General features: G+C 71.2%; 17 protein-coding genes. 14 read left to right on the top strand and 3 right to left on the bottom strand.

The window, feature by feature from the left end:
• Positions 1–28: 28 nt before the first annotated feature.
• Positions 29–1,087: a Gfo/Idh/MocA family protein gene (locus ASF68_RS10495; RefSeq protein WP_056009964.1), complete on the bottom strand. Its 1,059-nt coding sequence runs from the start codon at positions 1,085–1,087 to the stop codon at positions 29–31.
• Positions 1,084–1,965 (bottom strand): sugar phosphate isomerase/epimerase, encoded by an 882-nt coding sequence (locus ASF68_RS10500; RefSeq protein WP_056009966.1) that lies wholly within the window; start codon positions 1,963–1,965, stop codon positions 1,084–1,086. Before ASF68_RS10500 ends, ASF68_RS10495 begins: the two co-directional genes overlap by 4 nt.
• 107 nt (positions 1,966–2,072) lie before the next feature.
• Between ASF68_RS10500 and ASF68_RS10505 the strand changes: the two genes are divergently transcribed.
• The 11 genes from ASF68_RS10505 (at position 2,073) to ASF68_RS10555 (ending at position 10,280) form a co-directional block, all read left to right on the top strand.
• The gene (locus tag ASF68_RS10505; RefSeq protein ID WP_235526789.1) at positions 2,073–2,768 is read left to right on the top strand and encodes an HAD hydrolase-like protein; all 696 of its coding nucleotides are present in this window, start codon (positions 2,073–2,075) and stop codon (positions 2,766–2,768) included.
• Positions 2,769–2,857: 89 nt separating this feature from the next.
• Complete coding sequence (locus ASF68_RS10510; RefSeq protein WP_056009970.1) at positions 2,858–3,451, top strand: sulfite oxidase-like oxidoreductase; 594 nt, start codon at positions 2,858–2,860, stop codon at positions 3,449–3,451.
• Positions 3,448–4,176 (top strand): ferredoxin reductase, encoded by a 729-nt coding sequence (locus ASF68_RS10515; RefSeq protein WP_200936417.1) that lies wholly within the window; start codon positions 3,448–3,450, stop codon positions 4,174–4,176. The genes ASF68_RS10510 and ASF68_RS10515 overlap by 4 nt, the downstream gene beginning before the upstream one ends.
• Positions 4,176–4,433 carry a DUF6510 family protein gene (locus ASF68_RS10520; protein ID WP_056009974.1) on the top strand — a complete coding sequence of 86 codons (258 nt, stop codon included), beginning with the start codon at positions 4,176–4,178 and terminating at the stop codon, positions 4,431–4,433. The genes ASF68_RS10515 and ASF68_RS10520 overlap by 1 nt, the downstream gene beginning before the upstream one ends.
• A gap of 125 nt (positions 4,434–4,558) precedes the next feature.
• Positions 4,559–5,395, top strand: coding sequence for an alpha/beta fold hydrolase (locus tag ASF68_RS10525; RefSeq protein ID WP_056009976.1), 837 nt, complete (start codon positions 4,559–4,561; stop codon positions 5,393–5,395).
• Positions 5,388–5,969 carry a TetR/AcrR family transcriptional regulator gene (locus ASF68_RS10530; RefSeq protein ID WP_056009978.1) on the top strand — a complete coding sequence of 194 codons (582 nt, stop codon included), beginning with the start codon at positions 5,388–5,390 and terminating at the stop codon, positions 5,967–5,969. The genes ASF68_RS10525 and ASF68_RS10530 overlap by 8 nt, the downstream gene beginning before the upstream one ends.
• 55 nt (positions 5,970–6,024) lie before the next feature.
• Complete coding sequence (locus tag ASF68_RS10535; RefSeq protein ID WP_056011783.1) at positions 6,025–6,402, top strand: VOC family protein; 378 nt, start codon at positions 6,025–6,027, stop codon at positions 6,400–6,402.
• A gap of 37 nt (positions 6,403–6,439) precedes the next feature.
• Positions 6,440–7,579 (top strand): ThiF family adenylyltransferase, encoded by a 1,140-nt coding sequence (locus ASF68_RS10540; RefSeq protein ID WP_056009980.1) that lies wholly within the window; start codon positions 6,440–6,442, stop codon positions 7,577–7,579.
• Positions 7,580–7,637: 58 nt separating this feature from the next.
• Positions 7,638–8,873, top strand: coding sequence for a gephyrin-like molybdotransferase Glp (glp, locus tag ASF68_RS10545; RefSeq protein WP_056009982.1), 1,236 nt, complete (start codon positions 7,638–7,640; stop codon positions 8,871–8,873).
• Entirely contained in the window at positions 8,870–9,859 is a 990-nt protein-coding gene (gene moaCB / locus ASF68_RS10550; protein ID WP_056009984.1) for a bifunctional molybdenum cofactor biosynthesis protein MoaC/MoaB, read from the top strand. Before glp ends, moaCB begins: the two co-directional genes overlap by 4 nt.
• Positions 9,852–10,280 (top strand): molybdenum cofactor biosynthesis protein MoaE, encoded by a 429-nt coding sequence (locus tag ASF68_RS10555; protein WP_056011786.1) that lies wholly within the window; start codon positions 9,852–9,854, stop codon positions 10,278–10,280. Before moaCB ends, ASF68_RS10555 begins: the two co-directional genes overlap by 8 nt.
• Positions 10,281–10,356: 76 nt before the next feature.
• On the opposite strand, the gene ASF68_RS10560 is transcribed toward ASF68_RS10555, so the two are convergent.
• Complete coding sequence (locus tag ASF68_RS10560; RefSeq protein ID WP_056009986.1) at positions 10,357–10,929, bottom strand: dihydrofolate reductase family protein; 573 nt, start codon at positions 10,927–10,929, stop codon at positions 10,357–10,359.
• A 93-nt stretch (positions 10,930–11,022) separates the two neighbouring features.
• Here ASF68_RS10560 and ASF68_RS10565 point away from each other — a divergent pair, with 93 nt between their 5' ends.
• Genes ASF68_RS10565 through ASF68_RS10575 form a run of 3 tightly spaced genes read left to right on the top strand, consistent with a single transcriptional unit; the run spans position 11,023 to position 14,706 of the window.
• The gene (locus ASF68_RS10565; protein ID WP_056009988.1) at positions 11,023–13,623 is read left to right on the top strand and encodes an excinuclease ABC subunit UvrA; all 2,601 of its coding nucleotides are present in this window, start codon (positions 11,023–11,025) and stop codon (positions 13,621–13,623) included.
• Between the two features lie 35 nt (positions 13,624–13,658).
• Positions 13,659–14,201, top strand: coding sequence for a hypothetical protein (locus tag ASF68_RS10570; RefSeq protein ID WP_056009990.1), 543 nt, complete (start codon positions 13,659–13,661; stop codon positions 14,199–14,201).
• Between the two features lie 34 nt (positions 14,202–14,235).
• Complete coding sequence (locus ASF68_RS10575) at positions 14,236–14,706, top strand: BLUF domain-containing protein (protein WP_056009992.1); 471 nt, start codon at positions 14,236–14,238, stop codon at positions 14,704–14,706.
• Positions 14,707–14,708: the final 2 nt, after the last annotated feature.

The raw sequence follows: 14,708 nt of genomic DNA on the forward strand, positions 1-14,708 counted from the left end.
CCCGTCCCAGCCGCCCGGAGGCGTGTCGTCAGGCGATGGCAGCCGGTGCCGATAGGTCCGGGGTCGGCATGACACGGTCCGGGATCGCGTCGTCGTAGACGTCCTGGATCACGTCGAAGGCCTTCCGAGCCTCGGCCGGGTGGAGCCAGAAGGCGCCCGGCTCGTCGAGTCCGGCGTAGAAGTCCTGGATCAGTCGTTCGTGGGACACCCCCCAGTACGCGCGTTCGCCACTCGCGGTGGCCCGCTCGACCGTGGTCTCGACGCGCCCGTCGTCGAAGCGTGCCGTGAGCTCGGCGCCGAGATGCAACGTCCCGCGCTCGCAGACGACGTCGATCGTGACGGGCAGGTTCGCGACGCCGGCGACCGTCGCGTAGACGGTGCTCGTCGCGCCGCCCGCGTGCACGATGCGCAGCTCGGCCGTGTCCTCGACCTCGATCACCTCGGCGAGCGCGCGGGTCGCGATCGACCCCGTCGCGGCGATCGGGTCGCCCACCAGCCACTGCACGAGGTCGATCGTGTGGATGGCCTGGTTCATGAGCAGCCCGCCACCGCCCGTGGCCCAGCTACCCCGCCACGGGCGGTCCTCGTAGTAGGCGGCCGTGCGATGCCACGGGACGATCGCCGAGGCGCCGAGCACCGCGCCGAGCTCGCCGGCGTCGAGGAGTTCCTTGGCGCGTTCCGCCGGTCGGTTGTACCGGTTCTGGAAGCACACGGCGATCTTGGCGCGGCTGTGCTCGGCCGCCGCCACGAGTCGGTCGGCCTCCGCCCGCGTGTGGGCGAGCGGCTTCTCGAGGACGACGTCGATCCCCCGTTCGAGCGCACGGATCGCCTGGTCGGCGTGCAGATGGTGCGGGGTGCAGAGGTGGACGACGTCCGGTCGCGCCTCGTCGAGGAGGCGGTCGAGGTCCGTGTACCCGGGGACGCCGGTCGCCGTGCTCACCGCGTCGAGCCGGCCGGCGTCGACGTCGCACACCGCGACCAGCTGGGCGCCCGGCACCGTCGCGATGGCGGCGAGGTGGAGGGCGGAGATGTCGCCGCACCCGACCACGGCGACGCGGCGGACGACGGGCTGCGGCTCGCGGGTCATCGCAGCCCGATCCCCAGCTCGTCGGTGAGTCCGCGGAACGCGCGGGCCGCGACACCGAACGAGGCCGGCCCGGAGAAGCCGCCGAGCGCATGCGTCTCGGACAGGTGCGGCTCGAGCGAGGCGAACCCGGTGTAGCCGTCGTCGCGCAGGGCGGTGAGCGTCTCACGGAGCTGGCCGTCGCCCTCCCCCGCCGGGACCACCTGGCCCGACTCGGCGACCGCGTCCTTCACCTGCAGGTAGTCGACGTAGGGGCGGAGCATCGCGTACGCGTCGTCGAACGGCGCGACACCGCACTGGACGAAGTTCGCGTTGTCCCAGGCGAGGCGGAGCGCCGGCGATCCGACCGATTCGACGAGGTCGAGGATCCGCTCGGGCACGTCGCCGTAGATGTCCTTCTCGTTCTCGTGGAGGAGCACGACCCCCTCGCGCTCAGCCAGGTCGGCGAGCAGTCGCATGCGGACGAGGACGTCGTCGCGGGTGTCCTCGACGCGCACGTCCGCACCGCGGAAGAAGGAGAAGATCCGGATGTTGGTGGTTCCGAGCGCATGGGCGACGGCGATGGCCCGGGCGAGGCGGGCGACCTCCAGCTCGGCGTCGAGGGCCACGTCGACCTTGCCGATGGGCGATCCGATCGCGGAGACCCCCATCCCCGCCTGTTCCAGCTGGGCGGCGAGGCGGGCCGACTGCTCGGTGTCGAGGTCGATCACGTTCGTGCCCCACGCGCTCCGCACCTCGACGTGGGAGGCGCCGAGCGCTTCGAGCACCGCGATCTGTGTCGTCGGGTCCGCGTCGATCTCGTCGCCGAATCCCGACAGGGTCCAGGTCACCGGGTGCTGTGCATTCACGTGCGCTTCCGCCTTCGCGTTCGTTCTCGTCATCGGGAACCGGGCAGTCGCGCTGCCGGTCGTGCCAGCCTAGAACGTTGGCAACCGGTTGACAACCCCGCCAGCGAGACCGTTCACGGGCGGACCTTAGGATGGACGGCGTGACCGACCTCTATCTCGCGAGCACGACCGTGTCCTTCCATCGCAGCTGGTCCTGTGTGCTGTTCGACCTCGACGGCACGATCGTGGACTCCGCCCCCGGCATCATCTCGCGCATGAAGACGACCCTGGCGAACGTCGGCGCCGTCGTGCCCTCCGACGAATCGCTGCTGCGCTGGGTCGGCCCACCACTCCTCGACTCCTTCCGCGACTTCGCCGGGATGGACCCGCTGCAGTCGCAGCTCGCCCTCACGGAGTACCGACGCCAGGTCGCCATCGAGGGCGCCGAGGTCGGGACCGCCGTGTTCCCCGGGATCGCCGGACTCCTCGCGCGCATCTCCGAGGCCGGCGTTCCGCTCGGTCTCGCCACGTCGAAGCCGGAGTCGCAGGCGAACACGATCCTCGACCACTTCGGCCTCAGCCAGTACTTCACCGTCGTCACGGGCGCCTCGGAGGACGAGGTCCGCAGCAGCAAGGCCGACGTCATCGGCGAGGCGCTGCGACGCCTCACGGCCGCCGGGGTCGACACCTCCCGGACCGTGCTCGTCGGCGACCGCCTCCACGACATCGAGGGCGCGACGGCGCACGGCATCCCGACCATCCTCGTGGAGTGGGGCTACGGCTCACCGGCTGAGGCGGCGGACGCCCTCGCCGTCGTGCACTCGATCGACGCGCTGTCGAGCCTCATCATCGGCTGACCGAGGCCGGAACCGCTTGGTGACCCCAGGAGGGCCTGGCTTCATCGACACCTGCTCACTAGGGTGATGACCATCCTGAGGAGGTCGACATGGCGGTGTTCACGCGCGGTTTCGGAGGACGGGCACGGGAGCAGGACGACCGACTCCCACCCGGTCAGTTCCTCACCGAGGACTTCCCGGTCCTCTCCGCAGGCCCCACGCCGCGGATCGACACGGATGAGTGGGAGTTCCAGATCCGCACCGAGGCGGGCGAGACCCACCGCTGGGACTGGGACGCCCTCCAAGCCCTGCAGCAGGACGACATCACGCGCGACATCCACTGCGTGACCCGCTGGACGAAGCTCGGCACCAGTTGGCAGGGCGTCTCGCTCGACACCCTCTTCGCCGACGTCGAGAGCAGCTACGACTTCGTCATGGCGCACTCCTACGGCGGGTACACGACCAACATCCCGCTCGAGGACCTCCTGGACGGCAAGGCCTGGATCGCCACCGGCTTCAACGGCGAACCGCTCGAAGCCGAGCACGGCGGACCGGCCCGCCTCCTCATCCCGCACCTCTACTTCTGGAAGAGCGCGAAGTGGGTCCGCGGCCTCGTCATGCAGCAGGACGACGAACCGGGCTTCTGGGAGCAGAACGGGTATCACGCCTACGGTGATCCCTGGCTCGAGCAGCGCTACTCGTGAGGCGCACGGGTCATGTCGACGTCTGGAAGACGGCCACCGTGGTCTCGGCGACGCAGCTGACACCCTCGGGGCGGAGCCTCGTGCTCGACGTTCCGGGCTGGGGCGGCAACCTCGCCGGGCAGCACGCCGACGTCCGGCTCACCGCGCCCGACGGGTATCAGGCCGTGCGCTCGTATTCCATCGCCTCGGCCGACGCCGGCGACCGCCTCGAGATCGCCGTCGACCGCGTCCCCGACGGCGAGGTGTCGCCGTTCCTCGTCGACGCGATCGAGGTCGGCGACCAGGTCGAGGTCCGCGGGCCGCTCGGCGGCTGGTTCGTCTGGCGACCGGAGGAGACCGAGCCCGTCCTCCTCGTCGGCGGCGGATCGGGCATCGTGCCGCTCATGGCGATGGTGCGCGCCCACGAGGCGTCCGGGAGCACGGCCCCGTTCCGCCTCGTGTACTCGGTGCGCTCCCCCGAGGACGCCTTCTTCGCCGAGGAACTGTCTGCGGCAACCGGGGTCGAGGTCACCTGGATCTACACGCGGCGAGCGCCGGACGGCTGGCCGCGTCCCGCGGGGCGGTTGGCGGCGGCGGACCTGCAGGCCCTCGAGGCGGCCGGCGTTGAGGCACCGTCGGTGTTCGCGTGCGGCCCGACCGGCTTCGTCGAGGCTGTCGCGGACACCCTCGTCACGATCGGCCACGATCCCGCCCGCATCAAGACCGAGCGGTTCGGAGGGGCCTGATGACCACCCATCTCGACGGCAACGTCCTCGCCGGCACCCTGTCCGAGCTGACCGGCACCGACCCGACCGACACCATGTCGCAATGCCTCGGGTGCGAGGACGTCGCCCCGCTCGCCGCGGAGTTCGTGTTCGGCACGCCTGACGCCTGGGTGCTGCGCTGCCGTCACTGCGACGACGTCCTCCTGGTCGTCCTCCATCACGGCGAGACCACGCTGGTCACCCTCGACGGCGTGCGGTGGTGGACCGAGCTCGGCTGACCCGTCGCTCCCCGGTTCGTTCGCCCATCTTCGGGCGAACGAACATCCGGTCGCCCAAACATGGGCGAATGAACCACGACACGAAAGCTATTGACATTAGCCAAACGGCGAGTCAAGATAGCTTCATGAACACGAACCCGGCGTCCGCAGGATCCGCCACCCGCCACCTCCACCGCCCGGAGGGCAAGATCGCCTACGAGCTGCAGGGCGAAGGCCCGCTCGTCATCCTCGTCCCCGGCATGGGCGAGCTCCGCTCCTCCTACCGCTTCCTCGCACCCGAGCTCGCCGCCGCCGGCTACCGGGTCGCATCCACCGACCTCCGCGGTCACGGCGACAGCGACACCACGTTCTCCAGCTACGGCGACGTCGCGACCGCCTCGGACATCCACGCCCTCATCCGCGAGCTCGGTGCACCGGCCGTCGTCGTCGGCAACTCCCTCGCGGCGGGAGCCGGCGTGATCGTCGCCGCGGAACACCCCGAGGACGTCAGCGCCCTCGTCCTCGTCGGGCCGTTCGTCCGCAACCCGAAGGCGGGCGCCGTCATGCAGGCGCTCTTCCGGGCGATGACCGCACCGCTCTGGGTGGCGCGGGTCTGGAAGGCCTACCTCCCCACGCTCAACGCCGGTCGCAAGCCGGTCGACTTCGACGACTACCGCGACGCCGTCTACACGAGCCTGCGCCGTCCCGCCTACGGCAAGGCGTTCTCGCAGACCACCAGGCAGACCGACCACGCCCCGGCTGAGGCGGTCCTCAGCCGCGTGAGCGCACCCACCCTCGTCATCATGGGCGACAAGGACCCCGACTTCTCCGACCCGTCGGCCGAGGCGCAGTGGATCGGCGACACCCTGAGCGCCGAGGTCGTCCTGGTCCAGGACGCCGGTCACTACCCGCAGGCGCAGCAGCCCGAGGTCACCTCCCGCGCCGTCCTCGGCTTCCTCCAGACGGCACTGCACCGTGCCTAGGGCGGGTCTCAGCCGGGAGCGGGTCGTCAGTGAGGCGGCGGTGCTCGCCGACGAGGTCGGCCTCCAGTCCCTGACGCTCGCCGCACTCGCCGAGCGACTCGGCGTCCGACAACCGTCGCTCTACAAGCACCTCGACTCCCTGGCCGGCCTGCGTCGCAGCATCTCGCTGCAGGCCAAGGCCGAGCTCGGCGACGTGCTGCGTCGTGCCGCGGTCGGCCGCTCGGGTGCGGACGCGATCCACGGCATGGCCCTGGCGTACCGGCAGTGGGCGCTCGACCACCCGGCGCGCTACACCGCCGCGCAGTGGATCGCGGGGCCGGACGACGAGGAGGACGCGACGGCATCGCTCGACGCCATCCAGGTCATCTCCGACGTCCTCACTGCCTACGAACTGCGCGGCGACGACGCCATCGACGCGATCCGCGCGTTCCGCTCCACGCTGCACGGCTTCGTCTCCCTCGAGGCCGCCGGCTCGTTCGGGCTCGACCGCGACCTCGACCGCAGCTTCGACCGACTCGTCCGCGGCTTCACGATGACGCTCGAACGCTGGGCGGAGACCGCCGACGAGGAGTGACGGCCGGATCCGCAACGGGTTCCACTGGATGCACGCGGCTCGGTACAGTGCCGCCATGTCATGTCGAATCAGTGAACTCGTCCTGGACTGCCGCGACCCGGAGGCGCTCGCCCGCTTCTGGTGCGAGGTGCTGGACTTCGTCGTGCTCGACCGCGATGAAGACGGCGTCGAGATCGGAGCGCGCGACGGCTTCGGTGGATCGCAGCCGACCATCATCCTCAGCCGGAGCGACGACCCGCCGCAGCAGAAGTCGCGGCTCCACATCGACGTCAGCCCGACCGACGGCGACCAGGACGCGGAACTCACCCGACTGCTCGCGCTCGGGGCGCGCCCGGCCGACATCGGGCAGACCGGCGACGAGTCCTGGCACGTGCTCGCCGATCCGGAGGGCAACGCCTTCTGCCTCCTGCGCACGCGCGTGAACCCGGTCTGAGGGGCGGCGGTCACGGACCCGGTGGGATAATCGGCGCATGTCCTCGACCGCGCGGTACGCCAGGCAGCTCGCCCTCCCCGGCTTCGGTCTGGCGGCGCAGCGACGCCTGGCCGACGCCCGCGTCCTGATCGTCGGTGCCGGTGGCCTCGGCAGCATCGTGATCCCCGCCCTCGCCGCAGCCGGCGTCGGCGCCGGCGACGGTGCGATCCACCTCGTGGACGACGACGAGGTCGAGCTCAGCAACCTGCACCGGCAGACGGTCCACAGCACCGGCGACATCGGCCGTCCCAAGGTCGACTCCGCCGCGGACCGCGCGCTCGCCATCAACACCGACGCGACGATCGTCCGTCATCGACTCCGCCTCGGGCCGGGCGAGATCATGGGGCTCCTGGCGGACGCACGGATCGACCTCGTCATCGACGGCAGCGACAACTTCGAGACCAGGTACCTCGTCGACGACGCGGCCACCCTCGCCGACGTCCCGCTCGTCTGGGGTGCCGTGTCGCAGTACGGCGGGCAGGCAGGGCTCAGCTGGGCGAGCCGCGGCCCCCGCTACCGCGACCTCTTCCCCCACCCGCCGACCGACGGTTCGATCCTCTCCTGCGAAGCGGGCGGCGTCCTGCCCACCACGGTCGGTGTCATCGGCTCGATCATGGCGACCGAGGCGATCAAGGTCCTCACGGGCGTCGGGACGCCGTCGCTCGGGCGCGTGACGATGTTCGACGGTCTGAGCGGCGGCTTCCGCGAGCTCCGCTACGAGCGCGACCCGGCCGGCGCCCGGCAGGTGTCGCTCGACGAGCATCTGCATCGGACGCCGGGAGGGGATGCGGCGAGCGCGGCATCGGCAGCACCACACGCACCCCGGCACGCCGGCCGCACGGTCACCGCGCAGCAACTGGCCGCCAGCGACGACGGATCCGTCCTCCTCGACGTCCGGGAGCCCTGGGAGGCGGAGATCGCCCGCCTGCCCGGGTCGACGCTCATGCCGCTCGGCTCCCTCCCGGAGACACTCCACGGCCTCGACCCGCAGACACCGGTGGTCGTCTACTGCCACCACGGCATCCGCTCCGAGTCCGCGCTCCGGCTGCTGCTCGAACGCGGTTACGCGGCCGTCCACCTCGAGGGCGGCATCGACGCCTGGTCGCGACTCGTCGACCCGACCGTCCCCCGGTACTGACCACCGCTCCGAACACCCCGTGCACCACCTCCGACCGACCTCGACGACGGGACCCACAATGACGACGACGCCACCCCCGAGCCGGAAGCGGGTCGAGGAGCATGCCTCGGACGTCGCAGCCGTCCTCGGCCCTGTGACGAGCACCGGCACCGAATCCGTGCTGATCGACGACGCCGCTGGTCGGGTGACGGCCGTCGCCGTGACCTCCCCCGTCGAGCTGCCGCTGTTCCGCAACTCGCAGATGGACGGGTTCGCCGTGCGATCCGCGGACCTCACCGCTGGTGAGACGCGACTCCGGGTGGTCGGGGAGATCGCCGCACGGCCGATCGAACCGGCCGAGCTCCAGGCCGGCACCTCGGTGCGGATCATGACGGGGGCGGTGGTGCCGCCCGGCGCGGACGTCGTGGTGCCCGTCGAGGAGTCGGCGGTCGAGACCGCGCCCGACGGGACCGAGACCGTCGTCCTCGGGGCCCCGCGCTCCGGCGGCGAGCGCACGTCAGGGCTCTTCGTCCGCGAACGCGGCAGCGACGTCCACGCCGGTGACGAACTGCTCCCCGCCGGGATCCGTCTCGCCTCGCGTCACCTGGCCGTCCTGGCGGCCGCCGGCATCACGACGGTCGAGGTGCGGCGGCGGGCGCGCATCGCGATCGTCACCACCGGTGCGGAACTCGTCGAACCCGGCGAGACGCCCACGCTCGGCCAGACCTTCGACTCGAACGGGACCGCGTTGGCGGCCGCCGTCGTCGCGGTGGGAGCCGAGGTCGTCCGGCGGGCGCGGGTGGTCGACGACCGCGACGCCCTGCTCGCGCTCCTCGACGAGCTGCACGGCGACGCCGACCTCATCCTCACCTCCGGCGGCATCTCGATGGGCGACCACGAGGTCGTCCGCGACGTGCTCGGGCCGTTGGACGGCTGGATCGGATCGGTCGCGATGCAGCCCGGCGGGCCACAGGCGCTCGGCGCGTACCGTGGTGTCCCGATCATCGCGTTCCCCGGCAACCCGGTCAGCACGCAGCTCTCGTTCGAGGTCTTCGTCGCCCCGGTCCTGCGTCGTGCGGCCGGACTGCCGCAGGCGGCTCGCGGCCCGGCCAAGCTCGCCGTCGCGGTGCAGTCGGTGCCAAGGAAGCGACAGTTCCTCCGTGGACGCCGGCGCGACGACGGTCGTGTCGAACCCGTCGCCGGTCCCGGCTCGCACCTCGTCGCCGGTCTCGCCGCCTCCGATGTCCTCCTCGTGATCCCCGAGGACGTCCTCGCGCTCGAGGCCGGGGACGCTGTGGAAGCATGGACGCTATGACCGGGCTCACGCACCTCGACGACGACGGCCGCGCACGGATGGTCGACGTGGGCGACAAGGCCACGACGAAGCGGGTCGCGACGGCGACGGCGACCTTCACCACGCGGCCGGACGTCATCGCACTCGTCCAGGCCGACGGGCTGCCGAAGGCGGACGTCATCGCGACCGCGCGCATCGCGGGCATCGCGGGAGCCAAGCGGACGAGCGAGCTCATCCCGCTCTGCCACCAGCTCGCGCTCTCCTCCGTGAGCCTCGACTTCGCCTTCACCGAGGACTCGATCGTGATCACGGCGACCGCGAAGACCACCGGGCAGACCGGGGTCGAGATGGAGGCCCTCACGGCTGCGTCGATCGCCGGCCTGACCCTCCACGACATGACGAAGGCCGTCGACCCCGCCTCGGTCCTCGGCGACATCCGCCTGCTGGAGAAGTCCGGCGGCAAGCGCGGGGACTGGACGCCCGACTCGCAGGACTCGGCAACGGTCGCGGTGCCGACGGAGCGAGTGGTCCGTCCGGGGACTGCAGCCGTCATCGTCGCCTCAACCGCCGGCGCAGCGGGCACGCGTGAGGACCTCACGGGGCCGCGCATCTCGGCTTGGCTCGCTGATCGCGGGTACGCGGTCGACGCGGTGACGGTCGTGTCAGACGCGGACGTGCACCTTGCGATCGCGGCGGCGCTGCATGCTGCGCCCGCGGTGCTCATCACGACGGGCGGCACCGGCCTTTCGCCGAGCGACCGCACCCCGGAGGCGACCCGGCCGCACCTCGACCGCGAGCTGCCCGGCATCGCGGAGGCGATCCGTACGCTCGGGTCGACCAAGACCCCGACCGCGGCGCTCAGCCGCGGGCTCGCCGGGGTGTCCGGCGGCACCGTCGTGGTGAACCTGCCCGGGTCGACCGGCGGCGTGAAGGACGGACTCAGCGTCCTCGACGGCCTGCTCGACCACCTCGTCGCCCAGATCGCCGGAGGTGGCGCGCATGAGTGAGTCGACGGTTCCCGAGGTCCTCGCCCTCATCTCCGAGTCACCTCTCGACGCGCATGCGATCGAGGACTTCGTGGCGGCGCCCGCCAACGGCGCACTCGTCGCCTTCCGGGGGATCGTCCGCGACCACGATCACGGCGAGGCGGTCGACGCCCTCGACTACCGGGCGCACCCGGACGCCCAGCGGTTCCTGGAGGACTGCTGCCGCACCGTCGCCGCGGAGACCGGTCTGCGGGTGGCCGCCGCGCACCGGGTCGGTTCCCTCGTCGTGGGTGACCTGGCGCTCGTCGCCGCCGTCGCGGCCGCCCACCGTGCCGAGGCTTTCGCCGCGTGTGAGCGCCTCGTCGAGGAGATCAAGCGCACCGTCCCCATCTGGAAGCGTCAGCACCTCGCAGACGGCGAGACGGAGTGGGTCGGTCTGTAGCGCGCGCCGCGCGGGAATCGCGTTGTATTGGGCTGTATCGGGCTGTATCGCGAAAACGCAATAATCGTGACGGCGCCTAGGCGTCCTTTGCCAGCACGTCGTAGGTGATGCGCACGAGCCCGTCCTCGGGCGTCGCGTGGGTGCCTCGGAGCCGCAGGAGGACGTCGGCGTCGAGGTCGCCGAAGAGGCGTGCGCCGGAACCGATGAGGACCGGGGCGACCGACACCGTCAGCTCGTCAACGAGGCCGGCGCCCAGGAACGCCTGGATCGTCCTGCCACCGTCGATGTAGACACGCCCGGCTCCGGCCTCGTCGAGCAAAGCCACGGCATCGTCGAGCGACCCGGCGATCGCGATGCGGTCGTCCCCGGCTTCCAGCGTGGTACTCAACACGACGACCCGCTTGCCCTCGAACGGCCACTCGTCGAAGCCGCGGACGGTCTCGTAGGTGGTCCGACCCATCACCAGGGTGTCGACGTCCGGGAAGAACGTCTCCCAGACGAGTGCCGGGTGCTCCCCCGGCGCATCCGCGGTGTGGTCTCGCGGCGCGAGTCCGGTGAGCCAGTCGAGGTCGCCGTCGGGCCCCGCGATGAATCCGTCCAGGCTCACGCCGATGAAGACGCAGCCGCGCCAGGAATGTTCACGAGTCATGCCTCGATCCTGCCCGGAACCGCCGACACCGCTCGTCGGCCGGAGCACGTCAACCCGGTCGCCCATCGGGCCGCGGCGACGTAGGGTGATCTGATGCCCGAACACGCCCCCGAAGCATCCGACCCGTTCGTCCGCGTCCGGGGAGCCAACGAGAACAACCTCCGCAACGTGGACGTCGACGTCCCCCGCGACGCGATCGTCGCCTTCACGGGCGTCTCCGGTTCCGGGAAGTCGTCCCTCGCGTTCGGGACCATCTTCACCGAGGCGCAGCGCCGGTACCTGGAGTCCGTCGCCCCCTACGCCCGGCGACTGATCCAGCAGGGCCACGACCCGCACGTCGACTCCATCTCGGGTCTTCCGCCGGCGGTCGCCCTGCAGCAGCGCCGCGGTGCCCCCAGCTCACGCTCCAGCGTCGGCACCGTCACCACGCTCTCGAACTCCCTCCGCATGCTCTTCTCGCGCGCCGGCACCTTCCCCGAGGGCTTCACGACCCGGCTCGACTCCGACGCGTTCTCCCCGAACACCGCCGTCGGCGCCTGCCCCGAGTGCCACGGCATCGGCGTCGCGCACACGGTCACGGAGGACTCCCTCGTGCCCGACCCGTCGCTCAGCATCCGCGAGGGCGCGATCGCCGCCTGGCCCGGAGCCTGGCAGGCGAAGAACCTCCGCGACATCACCATCGCGCTCGGCTACGACGTCGACCGGCCGTGGCGCGAGCTCGATCAGGAGGACCGCGACTGGATCCTCTTCACCGAGGAGCAGCCGGTGGTGCAGATCACCCCGCAACGCGACCGGGTCGCGAAGCCGTACAACGGCATGTTCTGGAGCGCCAAGCAGTACGTCTTCCACACCCTCTCCGACTCCAAGAGCCAGATGATGCGGAACAAGGTGCTGCAGTTCGTCCGCTCCGGCCCCTGCCCGCTGTGCCACGGCACCGGGCTCCGCCGTGAGGCCCTGGCCGTCACCTTCGCCGGCCGGACCATCGCCGAGCTCAACGCCCTCCCGATGACGGAACTCGCCGAGGTCATCCGGCCGACGACCGAGCTGACCGACGCCGCACCGGCGCTCCCGACGACACTCTCCGGCGAGCGCACCGACGTGGCCGTCGCCATCACGACCGACCTCCTCGCGCGCATCGGGGTCCTCACCGACCTCGGCCTCGGCTATCTGGGGCTCGGCCGGGTGACGACGACGTTGTCCCCGGGTGAGATGCAGCGACTCCGACTGGCGACCCAGCTGCGGTCCGGGCTCTTCGGGGTCGTCTACGTGCTCGACGAGCCGTCGGCGGGCCTCCACCCGGCCGATGCTGAGCCCCTGCTCGACGTGCTGGAGCAGCTCAAACGCTCGGGCAACTCGGTGTACGTCGTCGAGCACAACATGGACGTCGTCCGGAACGCCGACTGGATCGTCGACGTCGGACCGGGTGCCGGCGAGGGCGGCGGCGAGGTGCTCTACAGCGGTGCGGTCTCAGGGCTCGCCGACGTCGAGGCCTCGGCGACGCGTCCCTTCCTCTTCCCCGAAGCGGCCGGGTCGGCCGACGCTCGTCGTGCGCTGCGGGAACCGCGCGGATGGCTGAAGGTCGAGGGCATCAGCCTGCACAACCTCGCCGGTGTCGACGCGGAGATCCCCCTGGGCACCTTCGTGGCGGTTACGGGCGTCTCGGGTTCCGGTAAGTCGACGCTCGTGAGCCGGGTCCTCCGCGACGTCGTCCGGGACCACCTGCGCGCAGGCGGCGACCGTGACGACGTACTCGACGAGGACGACGCGACGGACGAGCCGGATGCGACCGGCGCCGGTCTGGCCGAGGCGACCGTCCCGGACGGGCACGCTGACACCCTGTCCGTCCGCCGCACGACGGGCCTCGAGCACATCGACCGCCTCGTGCGGGTGGACCAGAAGCCGATCGGACGCACGCCGCGCTCGAACCTCGCGACCTACACCGGACTCTTCGACGCCGTCCGCGCGGCCTTCGCCGCAACGGACCTGGCCCGCGAGCGCGGCTACTCGGCCGGCCGGTTCTCGTTCAACGTCGCGGGCGGCCGCTGCGAGACCTGTCTCGGTGAGGGCTTCGTCTCCGTCGAACTCCTGTTCCTCCCCGGTAGCTACGGCAAGTGCCCGACCTGTGGTGGCGCGCGTTACAACGCGGAGACGCTCGAGGTCACCTACGACGGGAAGTCGATCGCCGACGTGCTCGCGCTGACCGTGGAGCAGGCGGCGGACTTCCTCGCGTCCGTTCCGGCGGCGGCACGGAGCCTCCGCACCCTGCTCGAGGTCGGCCTCGGGTATCTGCGGCTCGGCCAGCCGGCCACCGAACTGTCGGGCGGCGAAGCGCAGCGCATCAAGCTCGCGACGGAACTGCAGCGGGTGCGCCGCGGGCACACCCTCTACCTCCTGGACGAGCCGACGACCGGTCTGCACCCGTCCGACGTCCGTCGCCTGCTCGCGCAGTTGAACGCGCTCGTCGACTCCGGTGACACCGTCGTCGTGGTCGAGCACGAGATGGACGTCGTCGCCGCGGCGGACTGGGTCATCGACCTCGGGCCGTCCGGAGGTGACGCGGGCGGACGGATCGTCTCCGCCGGCACACCGGACACCCTCGCCGCGGACCCGGCCAGTCGGACGGCGCCGTACCTCGCGAAACGGTTGGCGCTCCTCGGCGAGGCACCGTCGCCCGAGGACACCTCGGCAGGATGACGCCCCGGCGTCGTCGAGCGCCTAGCGTGGAGTCCATGCAGACGCCCGACGCACGCCGCGACCTCCGCCCGCAGCGCATCGCCGTGATCGTATGGGCGGTCGCCGCGACGGTGATGCTCGTGCTCGCCCCCATCGAGGAACTCATCTGGGCGCCGCTCGCGATGACGGACGACTCGTACGGCCTCGAGGCGATCTACGGCGTCTTCAGCCCGACCGCCTTGGCCGTCGGTCTCGTCGGCGTCGCGATCGCGTTCCTCCTCGGCCTCACCGCCATCCTGGTGTTCACGTCCTTCGGATGGCGCGGGCGCCTCGGCACCCACTGGGTCCATGTCGCGACCCTCGGATCGATGCTCGTCTGGCTGGGGCTCCTGGCCATGTTCTTCGCCGGTTTCGGGGTCGGGAACACCGTGTCGGACGAGATCCCGCCGTACATCGGCCGATCGTCGTCGGTGGGCGAACTCCTCCAGATGCTCGCCTTCGCAGCCTTCCTGACGACCGTCGTCGGCGCGATCGCCTCGCTCGTCCTCGCGTTCCGCTCAGCGGGGGTCGCGCGCCGTGCATGGCACGCCTCCCAGTGACCTATTCGACACCTGGCGTGTAAGGTCACGGAGTATGACGCAGCCCGAACCCGCGTTGCTCTCCGTGACATACGTGAGCACCTCGTCCACCCCGCTGACCCGTCCCACCCTGGACGCGCTGCTCCGACAGTCGCGGGAGAACAACGAGCGCTCGGGCCTGACCGGGATGCTCGCCGTCAAGGCTGACGACTTCTTCCAGGTCATCGAGGGCCCTCCGGTGGTCGTCCAGCACGTGCTGAAGAAGCTGTGGGCGGACGCCAGACACCGCGACATGCGGATCCTGCTCGAAGAGGAGATCCCCTACCGCCGCTTCCCTGACTGGACGATGCGGTCCGAACGCCTCGCCGACTACCCCGACGGACCGATCCCCGGGGTCGACGAGCCCGGTGACGACCGCGAGGAGGTCGCCGCCAAACACCACCGCATCCGGGGCGTCGTCCGCTGGTTCCAACAGCGGGCCGCCCGCGCGGGCTCCGAACGCGACACCTCGTCGGCGTCGTCCTAGCG

The sequence above is a fragment of the Plantibacter sp. Leaf314 genome (genome assembly GCF_001423185.1).
Taxonomy (GTDB): Bacteria; Actinomycetota; Actinomycetes; order Actinomycetales; family Microbacteriaceae; genus Plantibacter.